This window comes from Plastoroseomonas hellenica, from assembly GCF_018129085.1.
Lineage (GTDB): Bacteria > Pseudomonadota > Alphaproteobacteria > Acetobacterales > Acetobacteraceae > Plastoroseomonas > Plastoroseomonas hellenica.
The window spans coordinates 24380-45751 of the sequence record NZ_JAAGBB010000011.1 but is presented as its reverse complement, the minus strand read 5'-3'; the positions used below and the strand labels follow the sequence as shown (position 1 = coordinate 45751).

20 protein-coding genes are annotated in these 21372 nt (G+C 70.6%); 11 read left to right on the top strand and 9 right to left on the bottom strand.

Annotated elements, in window-relative coordinates:
- Positions 1-134: 134 nt before the first annotated feature.
- The 3 genes from GXW71_RS10815 to egtB are packed head-to-tail and all read right to left on the bottom strand — an operon-like array spanning position 135 to position 3381.
- Entirely contained in the window at positions 135-1214 is a 1080-nt protein-coding gene (locus GXW71_RS10815; RefSeq protein WP_211852515.1) for a flavodoxin family protein, read from the bottom strand.
- 5 nt (positions 1215-1219) lie between these two features.
- The gene (gene egtD, locus GXW71_RS10810) at positions 1220-2179 is read right to left on the bottom strand and encodes an L-histidine N(alpha)-methyltransferase (protein ID WP_211852514.1); all 960 of its coding nucleotides are present in this window, start codon (positions 2177-2179) and stop codon (positions 1220-1222) included.
- On the bottom strand, positions 2176-3381 hold the full coding sequence (egtB, locus tag GXW71_RS10805) for an ergothioneine biosynthesis protein EgtB (protein WP_211852513.1): 1206 nt from the start codon (positions 3379-3381) through the stop codon (positions 2176-2178). Before egtB ends, egtD begins: the two co-directional genes overlap by 4 nt.
- Before the next feature lie 238 nt (positions 3382-3619).
- Between egtB and GXW71_RS10800 the strand changes: the two genes are divergently transcribed.
- Complete coding sequence (locus GXW71_RS10800; protein ID WP_211852512.1) at positions 3620-4006, top strand: DUF427 domain-containing protein; 387 nt, start codon at positions 3620-3622, stop codon at positions 4004-4006.
- A 26-nt stretch (positions 4007-4032) separates the two neighbouring features.
- On the opposite strand, the gene GXW71_RS10795 is transcribed toward GXW71_RS10800, so the two are convergent.
- Complete coding sequence (locus GXW71_RS10795) at positions 4033-4737, bottom strand: glutathione S-transferase family protein (RefSeq protein WP_211852511.1); 705 nt, start codon at positions 4735-4737, stop codon at positions 4033-4035.
- A gap of 116 nt (positions 4738-4853) precedes the next feature.
- On the opposite strand from GXW71_RS10795, the gene GXW71_RS10790 reads away from it, so the two are divergent.
- Positions 4854-5729, top strand: coding sequence for a LysR substrate-binding domain-containing protein (locus GXW71_RS10790; RefSeq protein ID WP_211852510.1), 876 nt, complete (start codon positions 4854-4856; stop codon positions 5727-5729).
- 19 nt (positions 5730-5748) lie between these two features.
- Here the strand turns inward: GXW71_RS10790 and GXW71_RS10785 are convergent, their stop codons facing one another.
- Positions 5749-7086: an aminotransferase-like domain-containing protein gene (locus GXW71_RS10785; RefSeq protein WP_211852509.1), complete on the bottom strand. Its 1338-nt coding sequence runs from the start codon at positions 7084-7086 to the stop codon at positions 5749-5751.
- Positions 7087-7188: 102 nt separating this feature from the next.
- Here GXW71_RS10785 and GXW71_RS10780 point away from each other — a divergent pair, with 102 nt between their 5' ends.
- A complete protein-coding gene (locus tag GXW71_RS10780; protein ID WP_211852508.1) occupies positions 7189-7425 on the top strand; it encodes a DUF1127 domain-containing protein in 237 nt (78 codons plus the stop codon).
- Positions 7426-7633: 208 nt separating this feature from the next.
- Here the strand turns inward: GXW71_RS10780 and GXW71_RS10775 are convergent, their stop codons facing one another.
- Positions 7634-8449 carry an AraC family transcriptional regulator gene (locus GXW71_RS10775; RefSeq protein WP_211852507.1) on the bottom strand — a complete coding sequence of 272 codons (816 nt, stop codon included), beginning with the start codon at positions 8447-8449 and terminating at the stop codon, positions 7634-7636.
- Between the two features lie 120 nt (positions 8450-8569).
- Between GXW71_RS10775 and GXW71_RS10770 the strand changes: the two genes are divergently transcribed.
- The 5 genes from GXW71_RS10770 to GXW71_RS10750 all read left to right on the top strand — a co-directional run bounded on the left by GXW71_RS10770 (position 8570) and on the right by GXW71_RS10750 (position 12039).
- Positions 8570-8938: a VOC family protein gene (locus GXW71_RS10770; RefSeq protein ID WP_211852506.1), complete on the top strand. Its 369-nt coding sequence runs from the start codon at positions 8570-8572 to the stop codon at positions 8936-8938.
- The gene (locus tag GXW71_RS10765) at positions 8938-9339 is read left to right on the top strand and encodes an SRPBCC family protein (protein WP_211852505.1); all 402 of its coding nucleotides are present in this window, start codon (positions 8938-8940) and stop codon (positions 9337-9339) included. The genes GXW71_RS10770 and GXW71_RS10765 overlap by 1 nt, the downstream gene beginning before the upstream one ends.
- Before the next feature lie 75 nt (positions 9340-9414).
- Positions 9415-10032 (top strand): YceI family protein, encoded by a 618-nt coding sequence (locus GXW71_RS10760; RefSeq protein ID WP_211852504.1) that lies wholly within the window; start codon positions 9415-9417, stop codon positions 10030-10032.
- A gap of 123 nt (positions 10033-10155) precedes the next feature.
- Positions 10156-11223, top strand: a complete 1068-nt coding sequence (locus GXW71_RS10755) for an alkene reductase (RefSeq protein ID WP_211852503.1) — start codon at positions 10156-10158, stop codon at positions 11221-11223.
- 156 nt (positions 11224-11379) lie between these two features.
- Positions 11380-12039 (top strand): 2'-5' RNA ligase family protein, encoded by a 660-nt coding sequence (locus GXW71_RS10750; RefSeq protein WP_211852502.1) that lies wholly within the window; start codon positions 11380-11382, stop codon positions 12037-12039.
- A 46-nt stretch (positions 12040-12085) separates the two neighbouring features.
- Here the strand turns inward: GXW71_RS10750 and ggt are convergent, their stop codons facing one another.
- Entirely contained in the window at positions 12086-13774 is a 1689-nt protein-coding gene (gene ggt, locus GXW71_RS10745) for a gamma-glutamyltransferase (protein WP_246526464.1), read from the bottom strand.
- Between the two features lie 278 nt (positions 13775-14052).
- Positions 14053-15297, bottom strand: coding sequence for a phosphoglycerate dehydrogenase (gene serA, locus GXW71_RS10740; protein ID WP_211852501.1), 1245 nt, complete (start codon positions 15295-15297; stop codon positions 14053-14055).
- A 177-nt stretch (positions 15298-15474) separates the two neighbouring features.
- Here serA and GXW71_RS10735 point away from each other — a divergent pair, with 177 nt between their 5' ends.
- Positions 15475-15687, top strand: coding sequence for a hypothetical protein (locus tag GXW71_RS10735; RefSeq protein WP_211852500.1), 213 nt, complete (start codon positions 15475-15477; stop codon positions 15685-15687).
- A 182-nt stretch (positions 15688-15869) separates the two neighbouring features.
- Here GXW71_RS10735 and GXW71_RS10730 read toward each other — a convergent pair whose 3' ends face one another.
- A complete protein-coding gene (locus GXW71_RS10730) occupies positions 15870-17000 on the bottom strand; it encodes a branched-chain amino acid ABC transporter substrate-binding protein (protein WP_211852499.1) in 1131 nt (376 codons plus the stop codon).
- Positions 17001-17226: 226 nt separating this feature from the next.
- On the opposite strand from GXW71_RS10730, the gene GXW71_RS10725 reads away from it, so the two are divergent.
- Both GXW71_RS10725 and GXW71_RS10720 read left to right on the top strand, forming a co-directional pair.
- A complete protein-coding gene (locus tag GXW71_RS10725; protein WP_211852498.1) occupies positions 17227-18219 on the top strand; it encodes a hypothetical protein in 993 nt (330 codons plus the stop codon).
- 3 nt (positions 18220-18222) lie between these two features.
- Positions 18223-21222 carry a caspase family protein gene (locus tag GXW71_RS10720; RefSeq protein ID WP_211852497.1) on the top strand — a complete coding sequence of 1000 codons (3000 nt, stop codon included), beginning with the start codon at positions 18223-18225 and terminating at the stop codon, positions 21220-21222.
- The last annotated feature ends 150 nt before the right edge of the window (positions 21223-21372 follow it).

Genomic DNA, 21372 nt, shown 5'->3' with positions numbered 1-21372 from the left:
TGCGGGTCGATCAGCGCGGCGATGACGCGGTGCTGATCGGCAGCCTGCTCCGCTCCGCAGGCGAGCAGGCCAGGCGGTCACGGCTGCGTGGTGCCGTCAGGGGTGTTCAGGCGTTCAGGCGCGCGGCGGCCGCCTCATTTCTGGCGGGGCTGCCGCAACGCCTCGCCGGCCGTGGCGCGCTGCCCCCGGCGCTTCGCGACGACCGCTTCCAGCAGCGTGCGCGCCGCGTTCCGCACCTCCTCCTGGAAAGGCTCATCGGCATCCAGCTCCTGGTGGTTCGTGGCGTAGGGCTTCCAGTAGCCGATGTAGCGATCCACCTCCGCGAGCGTCCCCGCCGGGATCAGATGCATGAAGCGCAGCCAGTCGGAGAGGCTGCGCCGCACATTCTCCGCCCCCTCCACGTCGCCATGCACGATGACCGAGAAGATCCGGCCCTCGAGGTGCCGCGGATAGTCCCACCCCGCGAGCTCGATCGCCTTGGCGCGCGCCGCATCCTTGCCCTGGGTGAGCGTCGGGTCCGGGTTGCCGCCATCCGCGCAGACCAGCCGGTCCATCATCAGCTTCACGGGGGAGGAGACCTGGTACCAGTTCACGGGGGTGACGATCATGACGCCATGCGCCGCGACCCACATCGGATAGATATCGTTCATCCAGTCCTGCACCTGGCCGAGCGAGTAATTCGGATAGCAGGAGCAGGGCCAGTGACAGAGCGCGGGCGAGGTCGAGAAGCAGGCCTTGCAGGGATGGATATGGCGCCCGTATTCGGATGAGAGCCGGTGCAGCTCCAGCACCTCCACCTCGGTCCCCGGAGCCGCGAGCAGGATGTCCCGCGCCATCTGCACCAGGCGGTAGGATTTGGACATCTCGCCCGGGCAGGTGTGCTCGCTGCGCGAGGAGCCGCTGATCAGCAGGAAGCGCGCGGGACCGCCGGCATCCTCGTGTCGGCGCTGCGCGGCCGCGATGGCATCGCGCGCGGCGATCCAATCGGTCGCGAGATCGTAGTCGGGGTCATGGAAGCCGGGCCCTGCCTTGCGCGTATGCGGCGCCTTGCGGTGGTGGCTATAGGCATCCCAGGCGGCGCTGGTGATGCGATCGAGTTCGGGCGCGAGGGCGTCGAAGGCGGGGTCCACGAACTGGCCGCGGAAGCGGCGGCGGAACTCGGCCTCCCCGAGCTGCGGATCGGGCGTGCCCTTGCGCGGCTCGGTCGCGCTCATGCGCCTCAGCCCTCCAGCAGCCAGACGGAAAAGAGGCCGTCCGGATCCGTCCACATCGCCGCCGCCCGCCAGCCGGCCGCGGCCGCCATGTCGCGCAGGCGCTCCGGCCGGTATTTATGGCTGCTCTCGGTATGGATGGTCTCGCCCTGGGCGAAGCGGAAGACACGTCCGGCCAGGCGCACGGATTGGGCACGGCGGGAGACGAGATGCATCTCGATCCGCTCCTTCTCCGCATTCCAGATGGCGGCGTGGCGGAAGCCGCCGAGGTCGAAATCGGCACCGGCTTCCCGGTTCAGCCGCGCCAGCAGGTTCAGGTCGAAGGCGGCGGTGACGCCGGCGGCGTCGTCATAGGCGGCCTCCAGCACCCGCGCATCCTTCACGAGATCGGCGCCGAGCAGCAGGCGCGCGCCAGCGCGAAGGGTGGTGCGGGCGCGGCGGAGGAAGCGCACCGCCTCCTCCGGCTCGAAATTGCCGATGGTCGATCCCGGGAAGAAGCCGAGATGCGTGGCGCTGCCATCCGCCCGCCCGGCGAGGTCGAAAGGCTGGGCGAAATCGGCGACCACCGGCCGCACCGGCAGCCCGGGGAAGGCCGAGGCGACGCGGCCGGCCGCGGCATCCAGCCATTCCGGCGCGATGTCGACGGGGAGATAGGCGGCAGGCGCGGCCAGCGCCCGCAGCAGCAGCACCGCCTTGGCGCCGTCGCCGGGGCCGAATTCCACCACCGCGGCACCGGGCCCGATCGCGTCCGCGATCGCCGGCCCGCATTCCCGCAGGATCCGCGTCTCCGTCCGCGTCGGGTAGTATTCCGGCAGTCGCGTGATGGCTTCGAACAGCGCGCAGCCCTCGGCGTCGTAGAGCCATTTGCAGGGCAGCGTCTTGCGCGCGGCGGAAAGCCCCGCCAGGGCATCGGCGATCAGCGCGGCGCGCTGCGCCTCGGCCGGGCTGCGGGAGAGGGCGCCGCTCACGCCACGTCCTCCGCCAGGCGCAGCCCGGTGAACTGCCAGCGCGCCCCGGGCGGGAAGAAGTTGCGGTAGCTCGGGCGCGTGTGACCGGGCGGCGTCGCCAGCGAACCGCCACGCAGCACCATCTGCCCGATCATGAACTTGCCGTTGTATTCGCCGACCGCGCCGGCCCAGGGCTGGAAGCCGGGGTAGGGGCGATAGGCGCTGCCGGTCCATTGCCAGGCGATCCCCTCGAGATCGGCAAGGCCGGGCAGGGACGCCGCGGCTTCCCATTCCTGTTCGGTCGGCAGGCGCTTGCCGGCCCAGCGCGCGAAGGCATCGGCCTCGTACCAGGAGATGTGCCGCACCGGCAGGTCGGGATCGAGGGGTCGCAGCCCGCCCAGGCCGAACTGCATCCAGCCGCCGTCGCGCTTCTCCCAATGGAGCGGTGCTTCCCAGCCTTCGGCCTCGCGGGCGGCCCAGCCATCGCTCATCCAGAGCAGTGGCTCGCGGTAGCCGCCATCCTCCATGAAGGCGAGCCATTCGCCATTGCCGACCAGCCGGTCGGCGATGCGATAGGGCGCCAGGAAGGCACGATGCCGCGGCGCTTCGTTGTCGAAGGCGAAGCCGCTTCCGTCATGGCCGATCTCGACCACCCCTTCCGGCCCGTCCAGCATGCGCTCCGGGCCGGTGGCGCCGCGCGGTTCCTGCCAGGCTGGGTCATAGGCCGGGTTCAGCGGATTGCCGCCGAGCGCATGCAGGATGTCGGTCAGCAGCAACTCCTGGTGCTGCTGCTCGTGCTGCAGGCCGAGCTCGATCAGTGGCACCGCCTCCTTCGGCGGGTCGCGCAGCAGCGCCGCCATGCCCTCATCCACCGCCGTGCGATAGGCTGCGACCTCGGCACAGGACGGCCGGGTCAGCAACCCGCGCCGGGGCCGCGCATGCCGTGGCCCGGCAGCGACGTAGTAGGAGTTGAAGAGAAGGGCGTAGTCGTCGTTGAGGCGCCGATAGCTCGGCAGGAAGGGCAGCAGCAGGAAAGTCTCGAAGAACCAGGTGGTGTGCGCGCGGTGCCACTTGGTCGGGCTGGCATCCGGCATGGACTGCACCACCTGATCCTCGGGCGAGAGCGGCTCGGCGAGTTCTTCCGTCCGGGTGCGCACGGATTGGTAGCGATCCGAAAGCACCTGCCGGGTGGCACCCGAGGCGCGCGGGTCGATGGCGTTCATGTGGTGGCTGCTCCCCTGATGCCCCCGGGCTTCGCTGGATGGCGCCGCCAGGTCACGGGGCCTGGAGAACGCCGGCCAAGTGGCCGTGGTTTGCTGGGCAACGCCGGGTGTCCGGCGTGGTTTCTGAAGTGCGGCGGATGCAAGGATCGGCAAGGGGCCGGTCGAACCAGCCGGGCGGTGATCGGCGCCACACCCCCGTGTATCCTCCCGTCATGGCGCCACGCCGGAGGAGATTGCCATGTCATCCGAGCCGATCATGGTCCCTGGTCCGGATCACCCGATCACGATCGAGCCGAATCCCAAGCGGGTCATCGTGACGGTGGCCGGCCAGGTCATCGCCGACAGCACCGACGCCCTGACCCTGCAGGAATCCAAATATCCGCCGGTGCAGTACATCCCGCGCAAGGACGTGGCGATGGCGTTGCTGCAGCCGACCGATCACCACACCTATTGCCCGTACAAGGGGGCCGCGAGCTATTTCAGCATCCCGAGCGGCGGAGACCGGTCGGCCAATGCCGTCTGGAGCTATGAGGATCCCTATCCGGCGGTTGCCGCGATCGGTCAGCATCTCGCCTTCTACCCGGATCGGGTGGACGGGATCCGGGAGGAGCCGGCCGGAGGCTGAGGCGGGTCCGGCAGGCGCCTCTGCCGTCAGCCGGCGCGAGGCTGGCGCAGGGCGTCGTCGAGGCTGATCTCGCCTCGGAAGGCCGGGCCGGGCGGCGGCGCTTCGCCGCGCTCGATCGCATGCGCGAATTGCACCGCCGGGTCGCGCTCCAGCGCCTCGAACAGGCGCTGCAGGCCCGGATAGTCCCGGCGGTCGAGTACGTCGTGATACTCCGTCCAGCGTGCGACCCCGATGAAATAGGCGTCGGCCAGGCTGCGCTGGTCGCCGAGCAGCCAGGGTCCATCGCCGAGCATCGCCTCCAGGTCGGCATGCGCCTTGGCGAGCTTGGCGGCGCCATAGGCGCGGAGCGCGGCGCGGGCACCCGGCTCCACCTCGTGCTCCAGGATGTGAAAGAGCGGGCTGAAGCCATTGAAGAAGCTGGTGTTGAGGAAGGCCAGCATCTGGTTGAGCCGGTCGAAGCCGCGCGTGCCCTGGGGGAAGGAGAGGCCGCGGTCGAGGCTCAGAGCACCGAGGTGGTTCAGGATCGCCAGGCTCTCGGCGATGACCTCGCCCTCGGCGGTGATCAGGGCCGGCGTCTCGGCGACCGGGTTGATGCGGCAATAGGCGTCGCTGGTGACGACATCCGGCATCGCGACGCGGCAGAGCCGGTAGGGCCGGCCCAGCCATTCGAGGGCGACGATCGAGCCGAAGGAGCAGCCCGAGGGCACGCCGTAGAAGAGGATCGGATCCATGAAGCCTGTCTTTCCTGCCGGGAAGGCGCTGCCTTCGCTGCCGGGAAGTGTTGGCGTGGACTTCGGGGCTGTAGATGCCGGATCATGGCCTCGAAGTCTCTTCTTGTGGACGATCCATGGTCAACCTCGATGATCTCCGCGTCTTCGTGCAGGCGGTGGACAGCGGCGGCTTCGCCGCCGCGGCGCGGCGGATCGGCGCACCCAAATCGACCATCAGCAAGCGGGTGGCGGCGCTGGAGGAGGGGCTCGGCGCGCGGCTGATCCACCGGACCTCCCGCAGCTTCCTGCTGACCGAGCTGGGGCGCGACTTCTACGGCCATGCCCGCGCCGCGCTGATCGAGGCGGAGGCGGCGGAGGATGTGGTGCGCCGCCGCCTGGCGGAGCCGAGCGGCACCGTGCGCATCACCGCCTCGGTGCCGACCGCGCAATCCCAGCTCGCGGCGCGCCTGCCGGCGCTCGCCGAGGCGCATCCCAAGCTGCTGCTGCAACTGCACGTCACCGACCGCTTCGTCGACCTCGTGCATGAGGGGTTCGATATCGCGGTGCGCAGCCATTTCGCGCCGCTGCCGGATTCCGGCCTGATCCAGCGGCGGCTGTCAGCCGAGGCGATCATCCTCGTCGCCGCGCCGCTCTATGTCGCGCGCCGCGGTGCGCCGGCCGCGTCCGCGGATCTCGCGGCGCATGACGGGCTGCTCGTCGGCGGCGACGCGGTGGTCTGGCGTCTCACCGACGCGGCGGGGCAGGCGGTCGCGGTGTCGCCGCGGCCGCGGCTCATCGCCGATGAATCGATGGTGCTGATGCGGGCGGCCTCCGCCGGGCTCGGCATCGCCTGCCTGCCGGAATCGATGGTGCGTGCCGCGATCGGACAGGGCGCGCTGGTCCGTATCCTGCCCGGCTGCACCGCCGGGACGGTCACGACCACCATGCTGACCACCCATCGGCGCGGCCAATTGCCGGCGGTGCGCGCGGTGATGGACTTCCTGGCGGCGTGATGCCTCAAGTCATCACGCTCTATTCGGAGAAGTCGTACGTCTCGCGCGCATGCAGCATACGCGCGAGCGTGCGCAGGGCTTCCTGCAACTGCTCGAAGGGCGGCGCGGCGAGCGCCAGCCGCACCGCGTTCGGCGCGTGGCCGGCGCCGACGGCGAAGGCGCTGGACGGGGTCAGCGTGATGCCGCGGCGAGCGGCGGCGGCCACGAAGGCCTCGGACCGCCAGTGCTCGGGCAAGGTCAGCCAGAGGTGGTAGGCCCGCGGATCCGCCTGGATCTGGAGGCCGGCGAGGCATTCCGCCGCGGCGCGCTGGCGCCGCCTGGCATCCTCCCGCTTGCGCTTCACCAGCTCGGCGATGGTGCCGTCCGCGGCCATCCTTTCCATGATCATGGTGGCGTGGCCGCTGGCCATCCAGCCGCAGGCGCGGATCGCTGCCATCAGGGTTTCCCGAAAACGCGGCGGTGTGCTGACGAAGCCCAGGGTGAGCCCGGGCGCCACACGCTTCGACAGGCCATCGACGAGCATGCAGTGCTCCGGCGCGAAGGCGGCGAGCGGCGGCTCGTCGGCGAGGAAGCCATAGATCGCATCCTCGATCACGGTGATGCCGAGCGTCTCCGCCAGCCGCGCGATCGCTCGGCGCCGTTCGGCGGGCATCGTCATCCCCAGCGGATTGTGCAGGGTGGGCTGGAGGTAGAGCGCCGAGAGCCGGGTTTCGCGATGCGCCTTCTCGATCGCGTCGGGACGAACCCCGGCCTCGTCGATCGCGAGCGGCACGAGCGTCACGCCGAGCCGCGCCGCGATGCCCTTTACCAGCGGGTAGGTGATGGCTTCGACGCCGCAGCGCCCGCCGGTCGGGACCAGCGTCGCCATGGCGGCGGCGATGGATTGCCGGCCGCCGCTCGTGAACAGGAGCGTATCCGGCGCCGGTTCCCATCCCTCTCGGCGGAGGATGCCGGCAAAGAGCCGCCGCGCCGCCGCGGTGCCGGCGCTGCTGATGGGGCTCAGGGCAATCTGCAGCGCCTCCGGATCATTGAGAGTGGAGAGGCTCTTCGCCATCAGTGCCGATTGCTCCGGCAGGATGGCGAAATTGAACTCGAGGTCGACGCCGGGATTCCCCGGCTCCCGCATCGCGGCGGCAGGGAGCTGGCGCGGCTGGCCGGAGACGAAGGTGCCGCGCCCGACTTCGCCGACCACCAATCCGCGACGCAGCAGCTCCGTATAGATGCGGCTCGCCGTCGAGACCGCTATGCCGCGCTCATAGGCGAATTGCCGCTGCGGCGGCAGCCGGTCGCCGGGCTTCAGCCGCCCTTCGGCGATCTCTTCCGCGAGCCGGTCCGCAAGCGCCACATAGGCTGCCATCGCCATATTGCACCGAGATCAATGTTTCGATTGATCTGAACAATACTCGGCCTAATTGTCCCGAAGCAATGTCATTCGAAGCGTCGCGAAGGGAATGCGATCATGAGCCACACCACGCGGCTCCCGCTGTCATCCGGCTTCTCCTCGGGCCTGCTGCTACCGCTGGCGCGCTGGGTCAGGGACGGCCTGCACGCGCTCGGCCAGGAGCTGCGCCGGCGCGAGGCCATCCGGGTGCTTGGCGAAGCCGAGGACCGCATGCTCGCCGATATCGGCATCACCCGCAGCGCCATCGAAGCGGCGGTGTTGCGCGGGCGGCGTTGGAGAGGATCGCCTCTCTGACGATCCGCCGGTATGGCGGCTAGCCTGGCAATCTCAGCAGGGCATCCGATGATCGCGCTGGGATCGGTGGTGCCTGGTGTTTCGCGGGGCGGAGCCAAGACAGGGTGTCTTGGCGAGCACCGCGGAATGCCAGGCGCCGCCGAGACCAAGCGAGCACGGCTGCCCTGCTGAGATTGCCAGGCTAATCCCTGGTCCCGAAGTCGCGTGCTCACCCGCTTCGGCGGAGGCGCCTGAACGCGGTCGGCGCCATGCCGAAGAGGCGGCGGAAGCGGCGGTTGAATTCCGAAAGGTCGGTGAAGCCGCTGTCGAGCGCGATCGCCAGCACGGCGTCATCCGATCGTCGCAGGCGCAGGGCCGCCCTCCGCAGCCGCTGATGCAGCACGAACTGATGCGGCGTGATGCCGAGCAGGCCGCGGAAGGCGCGAAGGAAATGGAACCGGCTGAGCCCCGCTGCCTGCGCCAGGACATCCAGCGGCAGCTTCCGGGTGACGTCCGCCTCGATCCATTGCGCGATCTCCGCGATGCGGCCGGCATGGCGCAGGTCGGGCGCCGATCGCCGCGGCGCATCCGCGGCGGCGGTCGCTGCCGCCCCGGCCAGCTCGACCGCCACCTCCTCCAGCGCACCTTCCTCGGCGGCGGCCTCGGCCGAGGCGATCAGCCGCGCCAGCCCGGGCAGGGGCGGCAAGGCAGGGCGGGTGAAGGACAGGCGCCGCGCGCCCGGCGTCGCCGCCAGGATCTCCTCGAAACAGGCGGGATCGAAGTGGAAGGCCAGGCAGCGGTCGCCGGCGCTGTGCTCGTGGTCGCAGGCGAAGCAGGCGCCGGCATTGCCGAGCAGCATGGCGCCGGGCGCGAGCGTCGCGGTTCCTTCCGGCGACCGGTAGCGGAAGCTGCCGTTCAGCACCACGGCCACGCAGATATCCGCGTGCTGCTCTTCCTGCACCGGGTCATGAGGGCCAGCGGTGCAACGCACCTCCGCGACGCGCCAGCCGGCGCCGTGCGCCTTCACCGTCGTCGAGAGTGTCATGGCGGCAGAATAGCAATTTTCCCCAAGCGGTGGGCCAGAGGCGTCACGCAGGCTGCGCAGGTCAGCGTGCACAGGGAGGACCCTTGCTCGCGCACCTGCACCATTCGGGAAAGGATCCGCATGTTCGACCATATCGGTCTCAAGGCGACCAACATGGCGGCGAGCCTCGGCTTCTACGACGCCGCCCTGAAGCCGCTCGGCTATCTCCGCTGCTATGACGGCGATGGGCTGGCGGGATATGGGCCAGGCGATCAGCCGATGCTGTGGCTGCATGCCAGCGACAAGACGGGGGCAGGAACCCATGTCGCCCTGTCGGCGCCAGACCGCGCCGCGGTGCACGCTTTTCACGCCGCCGGGCTGCGGGCGCAGGGGCGGGACAATGGCGGGCCGGGGCCGCGGCCCGATTATGGCCCGACCTACTACGCCGCCTTCCTCCTCGATCCCGACGGCAACAATATCGAGGCGGTCTGCATGACCGCGGCAGGTTGATGGCCTCGATCCATTGGGAAGAGCCGGTCCGCGTATCGGCCGAGCATGCCTGGGCGGCGCTGCGGCGGCCAGGCGACGCGGATCGGCTCTTCGCGGGCGTCCTCGTCGATGGCCGGGTCTGCGATGATATCCACACCGTCACCTTCGCCAGTGGCCTGGTGGTGCGGGAGAGGATCATCGATATCGACGATGATCGCCGGCGTCTGGCCTATGCGGTGATCGACGGCGCGTTCGAACATCACGCCGCCTCGATGCAGATTTTCCCGGTCGATGAAGCGAATTGCCGCTTCGTCTGGATCAGTGATTTCCTGCCGGAGGAGAAGCGCGCGGCAGTGCTGCCCTTGGTCCGGGAAGGTTCGCGCGCGCTGGCGCGGAACCTGGAAGCCGGTCTGCCGCCTTAACGGAATATCATCAGCCGGTCGGCGTGACGGCGCGCAGTCCCAGCCCATCTGACGATGAGCAGTCGGAGCCCGTCGATGCGCCGCCCATTCGCCGTCCATCGGTACGCGCGCCTGGCCGCCCTGGTGCTGGCCGTGCTCATGGTCTCCCCTGCCGGCAATGCGGCGGCCGTCAGCTATGGCGTCGACGAGCATTCCGGGAGCATCGAGTTCCTGACCCGCGGCCTCGGCCTGCTGCCCGTGCATGGCCATTTCGGGCATTTCATGGGGCGGCTCGATCTCGATCCGCAGGACCTGGCGCAGACCCGCATCGCGGTGGAGGTCGATGCGGACGGGATCGAAAGCCCCTGGCCTGGTGTCGCGCCGCGGCTGCGCTCCATGGCTTATCTCGATGCGGCGATGTTTCCCCACATCCTGTTCCGCAGCACCGCGATGACGCCGGGCCCGGACCGCCATTTCACCCTGAGCGGCATCCTGACCATCCGCGGCGTCGCGCGGCCGCAGCAGCTCGACGTCACGGCGATGCGGATCGGCGGCGGAGGTTCCGAAGGCACCGTCGCGGAGGTTGTCGCGACGGGCACCCTGAACCGCTCCGAATTCGGCATGGTGGCCGATGACGGGCTGGTCTCCGACGCCATACGACTGACCATCACGTCGCGGATCCGGCTCCCCCGCGGGGCCGCCGTTCCCGGCTGACGATCCGTTCCCTCCGTGCATCCCTCGAATGCCGCGGGCGCCGGCCGTCGCCGCTTGCCGGATGCTGCGGTGCACCCAAATCACGCTGCAACGCGCGTATCCCCGCGCAGGACGATCCCTCCCATGCCCACCCTCCTCGATCCCATCGTGATCGGCGACCTCCGGCTTCCGAACCGCGTGCTGATGGCGCCGCTGACGCGCACCCGCGCGAGCGGCACCGGCCGCGTGCCGAATGCGCTGATGCGCGACTACTACGTGCAGCGGGCCTCCGCCGGCGCGATCATCACCGAAGCCACCTCCGTGACGCCGATGGGCGTCGGCTATCCCCGCACCCCCGGCATCTGGTCCGAGGCGCAGGTCGAAGGCTGGCGCCTGGTCACTGACGGTGTTCATGCCGCCGGCGGCCGCATCCTGCTCCAGCTCTGGCATGTCGGGCGCATCTCCGATCCCAGCTTCCATGACGGCGCGCCGCCGGTGGCACCGAGCGCCATCGCGGCCAAGGGCCATGTCAGCCTGCTGCGCCCGGAGCGTCCCTATGCGGTCCCGCGCGCGCTCGAGACCGAGGAAGTGCAGGGCGTCGTCGAGGCCTTCCGCATCGGCGCCGCCAACGCCAAGGCCGCGGGCTTCGACGGCGTCGAGATCCACGGCGCCAATGGCTATCTCCTCGACCAGTTCCTGCAGGACAGCACGAATACGCGCACGGACCAGTATGGCGGCTCGATCGAGAACCGGGCGCGGCTGATGCTGGAGGTGACGGATGCGGTCGTCGGGGTCTGGGGAGCCGGCCGCGTCGGCATGCATCTCGCGCCGCGCGCGGACTCGCACGACATGGGCGACAGCGACCTGCCGGCGACCTTCGGCCATGTCGCGCGCGAGCTCGGCCAGCGGAAGATCGCCTTCATCTGCGCGCGCGAGGCGGTGAAGGAGCCGCGCCTCGGGCCGCAGCTCAAGGCGGCCTTCGGCGGCGTCTACATCGCCAATGAGAGCTTCACGCAAGAGAGCGCGGAGGCGGTGCTCGCGGCCGGGGAGGCGGATGCGGTCGCCTTCGGCAAGCTCTTCATCGCCAACCCCGACCTGGTGAGCCGCTTTGCGCTGGGCGCGCCGCTCAACGCCTGGAATACCGCGACCTTCTATGCGGAGGGCGCGGAAGGCTATCTCGATTATCCGGCACTCGCCGAAGCGGCGGAGTAGGGCGGGCAAGGAGCCATGTGCGGTGGGCGCCTTCTGCACCCACCGCTACGGCGTGGATTCCGGAAGCGGCCTTGACCCGCCTAAAGGCACGACATAATTAAGAACAAAAAGAGAACTGTAGCCTCCGTAGGCAGGCGCTCGCAAAGGAGATTTGCGATGTCGAGATCGGCCTCGCGGCAATCGGTGTTCGATTTCGGGCCCGAGGCGGCGCAGGCGCTCTTGCGACGAAAGACAGAATGGCGGCGCGCTCATCCGAACTCTGTCTTTCTCGCGGCGAAGCCGGAGCCCGACGCGGCGGCGCAGGGCATGGAAATCGTCCGGGCGCTTTGCGGCCGGCGCGGCATCCTGCGGGAAGGGCGGGAGGAGGAACATTTGCACGCGACGATCCAGCCCATCGGCGCCTATGAGGCGCTGTCTTATGAGACGCGACCGTGTGATGTCGTCGCAGCTCTCTGCGCTGGAGATATGGTGGAAGCGCGAGCGTTCCGCACGGAATTCGATCTTCTCCAGAGCTTCAAGGGCGAGAGGGACCGCCGTGGCCGACCGACCTGGAAGATCGTCCTGTGTTGCAGAAACTGCGCCGTCTGGATGCCGCTAGTCGAGCAGATTGCGGTGGCCCTGCAGCGGGCCGGCTTTCCCGCCACGTCTCCCTTGGGCTTCGAGCCGCATATGACACTAGTCTATCGCGGTTGGCAGATTCCGACGGAAGTACTCGAGCGGCCGGTCGCGTGGACCGTGCGCAGCTTCCTGCTCGTGAACAGCATCTACGGAAGGACCACGCACGAGCACCTCGGCCAGTGGCAATTGAGAGATTGAGCTATCGCTCTTCCTCGGGCGCCACGAGAAAAAACTGCTGCGCCTACTACCGTCCCCCGGCGTGCGGGTCCGGGAAGAAGCGGGTGCCCGCGCGCGCCGGACCGCCGGCGATGCCGATCGGCACGCCATCCGCGCGCCAGCAGGCGGCACCCTCCAGCAGCCCATCCGCGCGCCAGCGCACCGCGCACATGCCGCCGGCGACATGGCGCACCGGCACCACCTCATGCCCCAGCGCCGCGACCGCATCGCGCTGCGCCTCCGGCACGCCGAGCTCGATCTCCACCGCCTGGCCCTGGGTCCAGATGCGCGGCGCCTCCACCGCTTCCTGCAGCGTCATGCCGTGGTCGATCAGGTTCACCACCGCCTGCATCGCCGAATGATAGAGCCGCATGCCGCCCGGCAGCCCGAGCGCGAAATCCGGCTTGCCGTCGCGATAGGCAATCAGCGGGCACTGCGTGCTGGTGATGCGCTTGCCCGGCTGCAGCGACAGCGCATTCCCCGGATGCGGATCGAAGAGGTACATGTAGTTGTTCGGGATGATGCCGGTGCCGGGGATCAGGATGCGCGCCCCGAACAGGCTGTTGATGGTCTGCGTCGAGCAGACGATGTTGCCCTCCGCATCCGCGACCGTCACATGCGTCGTGTTCGGGCTCTCGTTCTGAAGCACCCGCGCCGCGAAGCGCCCCGCGGCGGTCGTCGTGATCTCCTGCCGCCGCAGCGCCGCGTAGTCCTTGGAGATCAGCTTCGCCACAGGCACGTCGACGAAGGCGGGATCGGCGGTCGCCGCAACGCGGTCTGCCGCCGCGATCTTCATCGCCTCCAGCAGCAGGTGCATCGTCTCAGGCGTGCCATAGCCGAGGCCCTTCATGTCGAAGCCCTCGAGCAGGTTCAGGATCTGCACCACATGCACGCCGCCCGAGGCCGGCGGCGCCGCACCGACGATCTCCACCCCGCGATAGCTGCCGCGCACCGGCACCCGATCGACCGTCTGGTATTCTGCCAGGTCCGCCTTGCCGAGCATCGACCCGTGCCGCTCCAGATACTCCGCCGCGATCGCCCCGATCGCGCCGCCATAGAGCACCCCGGGCCCCTCCTTCGCGATCGCCCTGAGCGTCTCCGCCATCTCCGGCTGGCGCAGCAGCGCGCCCGGCGCGATCGCGCTGCCGCCCGGCAGCAGCAGCGCCGCGATCGCGGGATCCCGCGCCAGATCCGCCGCCGTCGACTGCACGCATTCATGCAGGTACTGCGACACCCGGAAGCCGCGCTCCGCATGCCGGATCGCCGGATCGATCACCGTCGCCAGATCGAGCCGCCCATGCCGCTCCAGCGCCTCGCACCAGCCCTTCAGCGTGCCCGGCACCGCGACCGCGCTCGCCCCCACCGCGTTCGCGCGCCCCTCCACCTCCATGTAGTCGGGCCAAGCATCCGACACCGGCCGGTAGCTGTCCGGCCGCGCCGCCGCCGGCGCCGTCGACAGCCCGTCGATGATCGTCTCCCGCCCATCGGCCAGCCGGATCAGCGCCGTCCCGCCACCGAAGATGCCGACCATCATCGGCTCCACGACGCCGAGCGTGAACAGCGTCGCCACCGTCGCATCGATGGCATTGCCGCCGAGCGCCAGCATCTCCGCCCCCGCCGCCGAAGCCAGCGGATGGTTCGCCACCACCATCGCCCGCCCCGTCGCGCTCGCCTTCTCACAGACGAAGCTCGTCCCCGCACGCTCCCGCCAAGCCATCGCGCCCCCCGCATCCTGTTCGGGCACAGCCTCGCGCGGCTGACCACGAGGCGCAATTGGGGGAGGTGGCCGCAGGGGCTCTGCCCCTGCACCCCGCCAGGAGGCTGGAGCCTCCTGGACCTGCCTGACTTGGTGCCATGGCTTGGGAGGGGATCACACGGCGCAATCGCGCCGTGTGATCCCCTCCCAAGCCATGGCTCTTAAGTGAAGGTGGGGTCCGGGGAATGTCTCCATTCCCCGGCGGGGGTTCGGGGGCGGAGCCCCCGAGGCAACCGCCCCTAATTCCGCTCGTAGATCAGGCGGGCGCGGACGGTGCCGGGCAGGGCGCGGAGTTCGGCGAGGATGGCTTCCGCTTCGTTGCGGGCTTCGACGCTGTCGACCACGACGTAACCAAGCTCGGCGGCGGTCTGGTAGTACTGGGCGGAGATGTTCAGCCCGCGGCGGCCGAAGGCTTCGTTGATGCGGGACAGCACGCCGGGCGTGTCGCGGTGCAGGTGGGTCCAGCGGGCGCCGGTCGGGCGTGCCGGGAGCTGGACGTTCGGGAAGTTGACGGCGCCGAGGGTGGTGCCGGTGTCGCTGTATTCGACGAGTTTCTTCGCCACTTCCTCGCCGATGCGGTCCTGGGCTTCGGCGGTGCTGCCGCCGATATGCGGGGTCAGGATGACGTTGGGCAGGCCCTGGAGAGGGGAGACGAAGGGCTCGCCGTTGCGGGCGGGTTCCTCGGGGAAGACGTCGATCGCGGCGCCGAGGAGGTGCCCGCTTTTCAGCGCATCGGCCAGTGCCGGCAGGTCGATGACGGTGCCGCGGGCGTTGTTGATGAGGACGGCGCCCTTCTTCATGCCGGCGATCTCGGCGGCGCCGATCATGCCGACGGTGTCGGTGGTCTCCGGCACATGCAGCGTGATGGCGTCGGACGAGGCGAGCAGGGCGGCGAGGGAGGATGCCTGGCGGGCATTGCCGTGCGGCAGCTTGGCGGTGTGGTCGTGGTAGATGACGCGCATGCCGAAGGCTTCGGCGAGGACCGAGAGCTGGCTGCCGATATTGCCGTAGCCGATGATGCCGAGGGTCTTGCCGCGCACTTCCCAGGCATTGGCGGCCGACTTGTCCCAGCCGCCGGCATGGGCGCTGTTCGATTTCGGGAAGACGCCGCGCAGCAGCATGACGATCTCGCCGAGGGTGAGCTCGGCGACGCTGCGGGTGTTGGAGAAGGGGGCGTTGAACACCGCGATCCCACGGCGCTTGGCGGCTTCGAGGTCGACTTGGTTGGTGCCGATGCAGAAGCAGCCGACGGCCATCAGGCGGTCGGCGGCCTCCAGCACCGCCTCGGTGAGCTGGGTGCGGGATCGGATGCCGAGGATGTGGACCCCCTTGATAGCCTCCTTGAGCGCCGCTCCATCGAGGGCCTTGGGAACCCGGGTCACGGTCGCGTAGCCGGCGCCGCCCAGCAGCTCGACGCCGCTGTCGGCGACGCCTTCCAGCAGCAGGATGCGGATCTTGTCCTTGGGCAGCGAGATGCGGTTCATTGGTGGCCGGTCCGATCAAACCAGTCCTGGGCCTTGACCGGTTCGCCACGAACCAATCTATGCTCCAGGGAAGCGCGTAACTGCCCCCGGACGGGTCTCTTCGCAAGCGCAGCGCGCGGGCACTTGCCCGGTGGCCGGCGCATGGATTAACAATTGTCCATCTATCGGAGTCACGGCATGCCGCCCGCCTCGCGCCATCCGGCGCCGCGTTCCCCGCTCCTGGCGGGCCTCGCCGAGATGACCGCGGAGGAGCCGGCGGCGCGCCGGGCGCTGACGCGTGCCATCGCACTCGGCCGCGCGCTCAAGCTCGGCGAACGCGCATTGGCGCTGCTGGCACTCTCCCTGATCGAGGCGGCACGCCGCGCCGCCCGGCCGCCCGCCGCTATTTAGACGCTGGCCACAAGGACCGGACAGCATTCCCGCGGCCGGAGGCCGCCACCGGTTTCAGCGGGGCGAGCGCAGCGATGCACCGGGGCCGCGAATGCGGCCCCGCGCGCGACCGACCGATGTCGCCAGCGCGCCCTGACAGCGCGCTAGCCAAGGCCGCGAATGCGACCGCCGGCGTTTGAGGCCTACATCTCCGCATAACTTCCGTTGCGCCAGACGTAGAAGACGTAGTCCGGCGCCGTCACATCGCCCTTGGCGTCGAACCCGATATCGCCCAGCACCGTCTGCCAGGGCCCACCCGATTTCAGCAGCGCCGCGAGGCGGCGGGGATCGACCGTGTTCCCGCGCCCCGCGGCGGCGGCAAAGATCTGCACCGCCGCGTAGGTGTAGAGGACGTAGCCTTCGGGATCGACGTTGCGGGCACGGAAGCGCTGCACCACCTCGGCCGCCGTCGGGCGCCGGCGCGGGTCGCTGCTGAAGGTCATCAGCGTGCCTTCGCCGGCGGCGCCGGTGATCTGCCAGAACTCGTTCGTCACCAGCGCGTCGCCGCCGATGAGCGTGACGTTCATCCCCTGCTCCTTCGCCTGGCGCAGGATGAGGCCGGCTTCGGTGTGGTAGCCGCCGACATAGATGACCTGGATGTCGGCGGCCTTCATGCGGCTGACCAGCGCGTTGTAGTCGCGCTCGCCCGGGGTATAGGCGGCATAGAGCGTCTCCTGCACGCCGGCCGCGTTCAGCGCCTTCTTGGTCTCGTCGGCGAGGCCTTTCCCATAGGCCGAGTTGTCATGGAGGATCGCGATGCGCCGGCCCTGCATGTTGCGCGCCATATAGGTGCCGGCAACCAGGCCCTGCTGGTCGTCGCGTCCGCAGACGCGGAAGGTGTTCCACTTGCCCTCGTCGGTGAAGCGCGGGTTGGTGGAGGCGGGGCTCATCTGCAGCACCCCCTCCTCGGCATAGACATCCCGCGCCGGGATCGAGGAGCCGGAGCAATAATGCCCCGCCACGAAGACCACGCGCCGGCCCGCGAGCTGGTTCGCCACACTGACCGCCTGGCGTGGGTCGCAGGCGTCGTCGCCAACTTCGAGCGCGAGCTGGCGCCCGAGCACGCCGCCGGCGCCGTTGATGTCGGTTACCGCCTGCTCGGCGCCGGCCCGCATCTGGGCGCCGAAGGCAGCGTACTGGCCGGTCATCGGCCCGGCGGTCGCGATCCGGATCGGGCCGGAGCCCTGGGCGAGGGCGCCCCGCCCCAGGACGCTCTGCGCACCCACCAGTCCCGCCGCGCCCGCGCCGAGCACGAGTCTCCTCGTGAATGTCATCGCTTCTGTCCCTTCTTGCCCCGCGTCCGTCGGCGAGCGCCCCCATGGCGGCATGCCGACACCGCCTCCGCGGCGACGGTAGCGAGGCGGCGGGCGCCGTTCCAGGACTTCGCGCACTGGACGAAAACGTGAACTGAGGGTGACGCTGGGTATCGGCGAAACGCTCTGGTAATGTCTTCGCAACGACAGTAGTGAGGCCGCTATGCACCCGTTGATCCGCCGCCCTGTGGCCGTTCTTTCCGCCGTGTCGATCCTGGTCGCCGGCTGTTCCACCCAGATGGGCCGCATCGGCGCCGACGACGGCTCCGACCCCTGCCGGTCCCAGCTCGTCCAGCTCGATAGCACGGGCAATTTCTTCGGCGAGGACATCATCCGCGGCGCGGTGATCGGCGCGGCCGGCGGCGCGATCCTCGGCGGACTCGTGGCGGCGGCGAGCGGCGGCCGCGGCCGCAACGTCGCCACCGGCGCCGCGATCGGTGCCGTTGCCGGCGGCGCGGCCGGCGCGGCCGGCGGCTACCTCGCCGCCCGCCAGCGGCAGGCGCAGGACCAGGCGCAGCTCAGCCAGTCCATCGCCCAGGACGTCTCGACCGAGAACGCCTCCATCGACCGCACCCAGCGCGCCTTTGACCTGTTGATGGATTGCCGCTTCGCGACCGCCCAGCGCATTCGCCAGGATTTCGCCGCCCAGCGCCTCCAGCGCGGGCAGGCGCAGGCGATGCTGGCCGAGGTCCGGGGCCGGGTGCAGCGCGACGTGCAGCTTGCCCGCACCATCAATGAGCGCATGGGCACCCGCGGTGCCGAGTTCGACACCGCCTTCGACACCGTGGCTCCGGCAGCCAAGGCCCAGGCCGGCGCCCGTGTCGGCCGCCCGGTGCCGGTCACCGTGCCGCGCGCCGTCGCCCTGAAGCTGCGCCCGGATGCGGGCGCCCCCGAGGTCGGGCAGATCAGCGCCCGCGACCGGGTGACCGTCCGCCCGGCGCATTCCGGCTTCGCCCTGGTCGAGACCGAGAGCGGCCTGCGCGGCTACGCCCCGGCCAGCGCCTTCCCGGGCGCGGCCGGCATGGCGCAGGCGCGCCAGGCCTCGCCTAACGACGCGCCGAACAGCGGCGATGTCCGCCAGCTCGCCGCCACCAACATCGCCCGGCGCGACAACTTCAGCGAGAGCGTCGCGACCGCCGATCGCCTCGCCGCCGGCCAGGGCTTCGAGCTGGCGAGCTGATCGATGCGGGCGCTCCTCGCGTTCCTGGCGGCCCTGCTCTTCGCGGCGGGGACCGTCCGGGCGCAGGAGCCGCCGCAGGCGCCCTACCTCCGGGTCGAGGCCGCGTCCCACACCGCCCCGGTCGCGCGGCTCGCGATCGATGCGTCCGGGCGACTGCTCGCCTCGGTCTCCGACGACAAGACGCTCCGGCTCTGGACCATGCCGGATGGGCTGCCGCGCGGCGTGCTGCGGCCGCCGATCGGCGACGGCGCGGAAGGCGAGCTCTATGCGGTGGCTCTCTCCCCCGACGGCAACCGGGCCTATGCCGCCGGCTTCACCGCCCAGGCCTGGGACCGGCAATTCGCGATCTACGTCTTCGACACCAACACCACCCGCATGACGGGTGTGCTGCGCGGCCTGCCAGCGCCGGTGCAGCACCTCGCGATCTCGGCCAATGGCCGGCAGCTGGCGGCGGCACTCGGCGGCCGCGCCGGCATCCGCGTCTGGGACGCGACCAATGGCCGCCTGGTCTTCGAGGATCAGCAATTCGGCGGTCCGGCCCGCATGGTGGCCTTCGGGCCGGATGGGCGCGTCGCCGCCAGCTCCGCCGATGGCCGCATCCGCGTCTATACGCCGCAAGGCCGCAAGATCGCGGAGCGCGCGCCGGTGCCGGGTGCGCGCCCCTATGGCCTCACCTGGTCGCCGGATGGCTCGCTGCTGGCGATCGGCTTCGAGGACCGGCTGCGGGTGGAGGTGCTGGCCTCGAACGACCTCCGCACCGTCTTCACCCCCGATGTGACGGGGCTGCTGGGGGAGGGCCTGCCGGCCGTGGCCTGGGCCTCGGACGGGCGCGGCGGGGTGCAGCTGCATGCCGCGGGCTATGCAAGGGTGACGCGGGCCGCGACCTCGGTCGCCGGCGGCGGCGCGGCCGGCACCGGCACCCGCGGCGTGTCGCTGCCGGGCGGCGACGGGCGGGGCGTCAACCTGGACAGTGCGGCGGCCGCCATGGCCGGGGCACCGCCGGCGCCGCTGGAATTCGTCATCCGGCGCTGGACGGATTTCGGCCTCGGGCCTTCCACCGACATCCCGGCGGCGCGCGACGCGATCGCGCACCTGCTGGCCCTGCCAGGCGGCGGCCTCGCCTATGCCGCGGCTGATCCGGGCTGGGGCCGGCTCGCGCCCGACGGCACGCTCGCGGCCTCGCCGCAGCCGCCCGGCGCCGATTTCCGCGGCACCGGCGCCGGCATCGCGCTGTCTCCCGACGGCACCCAGATCCGCTTCGCGCTGCGCGCCAATGCACCGAACCTGATCTTCGACGCGATGTCCGGCCGCCTGTCCGCCGGTGAGGGCCAGGGCTTCGTCCCGGCGCGCACCAATGGGCGCCTCAGCCTCGTCGACTACCGCAACACCAACCGCCCGCGCCTCGGCCAGACCCCGTTGCGGCTGGGGGAGGGCGAGTTCTCCCGCTCCGGCGCCCTGCTCGACGGCGATCGCGGCGTGCTGCTCGGCACCGACACCCATCTCCGCCTGTTCGACGCCACCGGCCGGCTGGTCGATGCCGCGGTGCTGCCGAGCGCCGCCTGGGGCGTCGCGGTCGCCGGCAATACCGCCGTGGTGGCGCTCGGCGACGGAACCTTGCGCTGGTTCCGGATCGAGCCGCAGCTCGCCGAGCAGGCCGCGGTCTTCTTCCACGTCCCGACCCTGCGCTGGGTCGCCTGGACGCCGGAAGGCCTCTTCGAGCATGCGCCGAATGGCGGGCAGGAGCTGGTCGGCGTCCATCTGAACGGCAACCGCTCGACCACGCCGGAATGGGCGAGCTTCCAGCAGGCCTATCGTGCCCTGCACGCGCCCGCGGCGCTGCGCGCCCGCATCGCCGGCAACAGCGCGCTGGCCCAGGAACGCCTGGCCCAGCTTGGCGACGTGCGCGCCCGCATCGGCCGGCTGCCGCTGTTGGCCCCGGGCACCGCCTGCGCGGTGACCGATGCCGGCTGCCAGCCCGTCACCTGGGATGGCGGCGCCCTGCCGGACGGCGCGCGGGCGCTGCGCCTGTCCTTCATCGCGACCGATCGCGGCCTCGGCCTCGGCCCGCTCGACATCCTGGTCAATGACCGCATCGCCGCCCGCGCCGAGCCCAGTGCCGGCCAGGCGGAGGTCGAGGTGCCGCTCGATCCCGGCCCCAACCGCATCGCCTCCCGCCTCTATGCCGAGGACCGCACCCTCTTCGCCGAAGGGCCGGCGCTGATGATGCGCCGCCCGGGCGAGCCGGAACCCTCCGCCAGCGCCGGCCGCCTGATCGTGCTGGCGATCGGTGTGAACCAATACGCGGTGCCGGCGATGAACCTGCGCTACGCGGTGCCCGATGCGCGCGTGGTGGCGGAGACGCTGCGGACCGCCGGCGCCGGCGTATTCCGCGACGTGCAGACCACGGTGCTGATGGACCGCGAAGCGACCCGCGCCGGCGTGCTCGCCGCGATGGACCGCGCCGCGGCGACCGTGCAGCCGACCGACACCTTCGTCCTCTACATCGCCGGCCACGGCATCCGCACCGAGCCCGACCAGCGCTTCCTCTTCCTGCCGCATGACGTGCGCGATGTCGGCAACATGGAAGGCCTGCGCCGCCAGGGCATCGACGACAGCACCCTGGTCGCGGCCCTGGCGCGCATCCGCGCCCGCGACGCCTTCCTGCTGCTCGACACCTGCCATGCCGGGCAGCTCACCATGGATCAGCTCTCCGCACTCGGGAACGAGACCGGCCGCTTCCTGCTCGCCGCCAGCTCCTCGGTGCAGGAAGCACTCGATTCCTACGACGACCGCAACGGCGTCTTCGCCTACGCCTTCCGCGAAGGGCTGATGGGCCGCGCCGCGGCGGATGGCGAGGGACGCATCAGCGCACTCGCCCTCGGCGAATGGGTGATGCGCCGCGTGCCCCAACTCGCCGCCGAGAAAAACCACCGCCAGGACGCGGTGTTCCGCACCGCCCAGCGCGACCTGCGCAGCTTCCCGATGGGGCGGGTGGCGCGGTGAAGCCCCCGGCAGGGCGCTGCCCTCCCGGACCCACCCGCCAGGAGCCTACAGGGTCGACGTATACGTCGACGGACCCCGGGTCGCCCGGCGCGAGTGCGCCGGGCGACCCCTTGCCAATCAGAGCACCAAGTGAAGCAGGTCCAGGAGCAT

Coding starts and splice junctions, on each gene's coding strand:
- GXW71_RS10815 (WP_211852515.1), bottom strand. CDS start 1,214: ATGAGCGCGACCGAGCCGCGCAAGGGCACGCCCGATCCGCAGCTCGGG.
- egtB (WP_211852513.1), bottom strand. CDS start 3,381: ATGAACGCCATCGACCCGCGCGCCTCGGGTGCCACCCGGCAGGTGCTT.
- GXW71_RS10800 (WP_211852512.1), top strand. CDS start 3,620: ATGTCATCCGAGCCGATCATGGTCCCTGGTCCGGATCACCCGATCACG.
- GXW71_RS10795 (WP_211852511.1), bottom strand. CDS start 4,737: ATGGATCCGATCCTCTTCTACGGCGTGCCCTCGGGCTGCTCCTTCGGC.
- GXW71_RS10790 (WP_211852510.1), top strand. CDS start 4,854: ATGGTCAACCTCGATGATCTCCGCGTCTTCGTGCAGGCGGTGGACAGC.
- GXW71_RS10785 (WP_211852509.1), bottom strand. CDS start 7,086: ATGGCAGCCTATGTGGCGCTTGCGGACCGGCTCGCGGAAGAGATCGCC.
- GXW71_RS10780 (WP_211852508.1), top strand. CDS start 7,189: ATGAGCCACACCACGCGGCTCCCGCTGTCATCCGGCTTCTCCTCGGGC.
- GXW71_RS10775 (WP_211852507.1), bottom strand. CDS start 8,449: ATGACACTCTCGACGACGGTGAAGGCGCACGGCGCCGGCTGGCGCGTC.
- GXW71_RS10770 (WP_211852506.1), top strand. CDS start 8,570: ATGTTCGACCATATCGGTCTCAAGGCGACCAACATGGCGGCGAGCCTC.
- GXW71_RS10765 (WP_211852505.1), top strand. CDS start 8,938: ATGGCCTCGATCCATTGGGAAGAGCCGGTCCGCGTATCGGCCGAGCAT.
- GXW71_RS10760 (WP_211852504.1), top strand. CDS start 9,415: ATGCGCCGCCCATTCGCCGTCCATCGGTACGCGCGCCTGGCCGCCCTG.
- GXW71_RS10755 (WP_211852503.1), top strand. CDS start 10,156: ATGCCCACCCTCCTCGATCCCATCGTGATCGGCGACCTCCGGCTTCCG.
- GXW71_RS10750 (WP_211852502.1), top strand. CDS start 11,380: ATGTCGAGATCGGCCTCGCGGCAATCGGTGTTCGATTTCGGGCCCGAG.
- ggt (WP_246526464.1), bottom strand. CDS start 13,774: ATGGCTTGGCGGGAGCGTGCGGGGACGAGCTTCGTCTGTGAGAAGGCG.
- serA (WP_211852501.1), bottom strand. CDS start 15,297: ATGAACCGCATCTCGCTGCCCAAGGACAAGATCCGCATCCTGCTGCTG.
- GXW71_RS10735 (WP_211852500.1), top strand. CDS start 15,475: ATGCCGCCCGCCTCGCGCCATCCGGCGCCGCGTTCCCCGCTCCTGGCG.
- GXW71_RS10730 (WP_211852499.1), bottom strand. CDS start 17,000: ATGACATTCACGAGGAGACTCGTGCTCGGCGCGGGCGCGGCGGGACTG.
- GXW71_RS10720 (WP_211852497.1), top strand. CDS start 18,223: ATGCGGGCGCTCCTCGCGTTCCTGGCGGCCCTGCTCTTCGCGGCGGGG.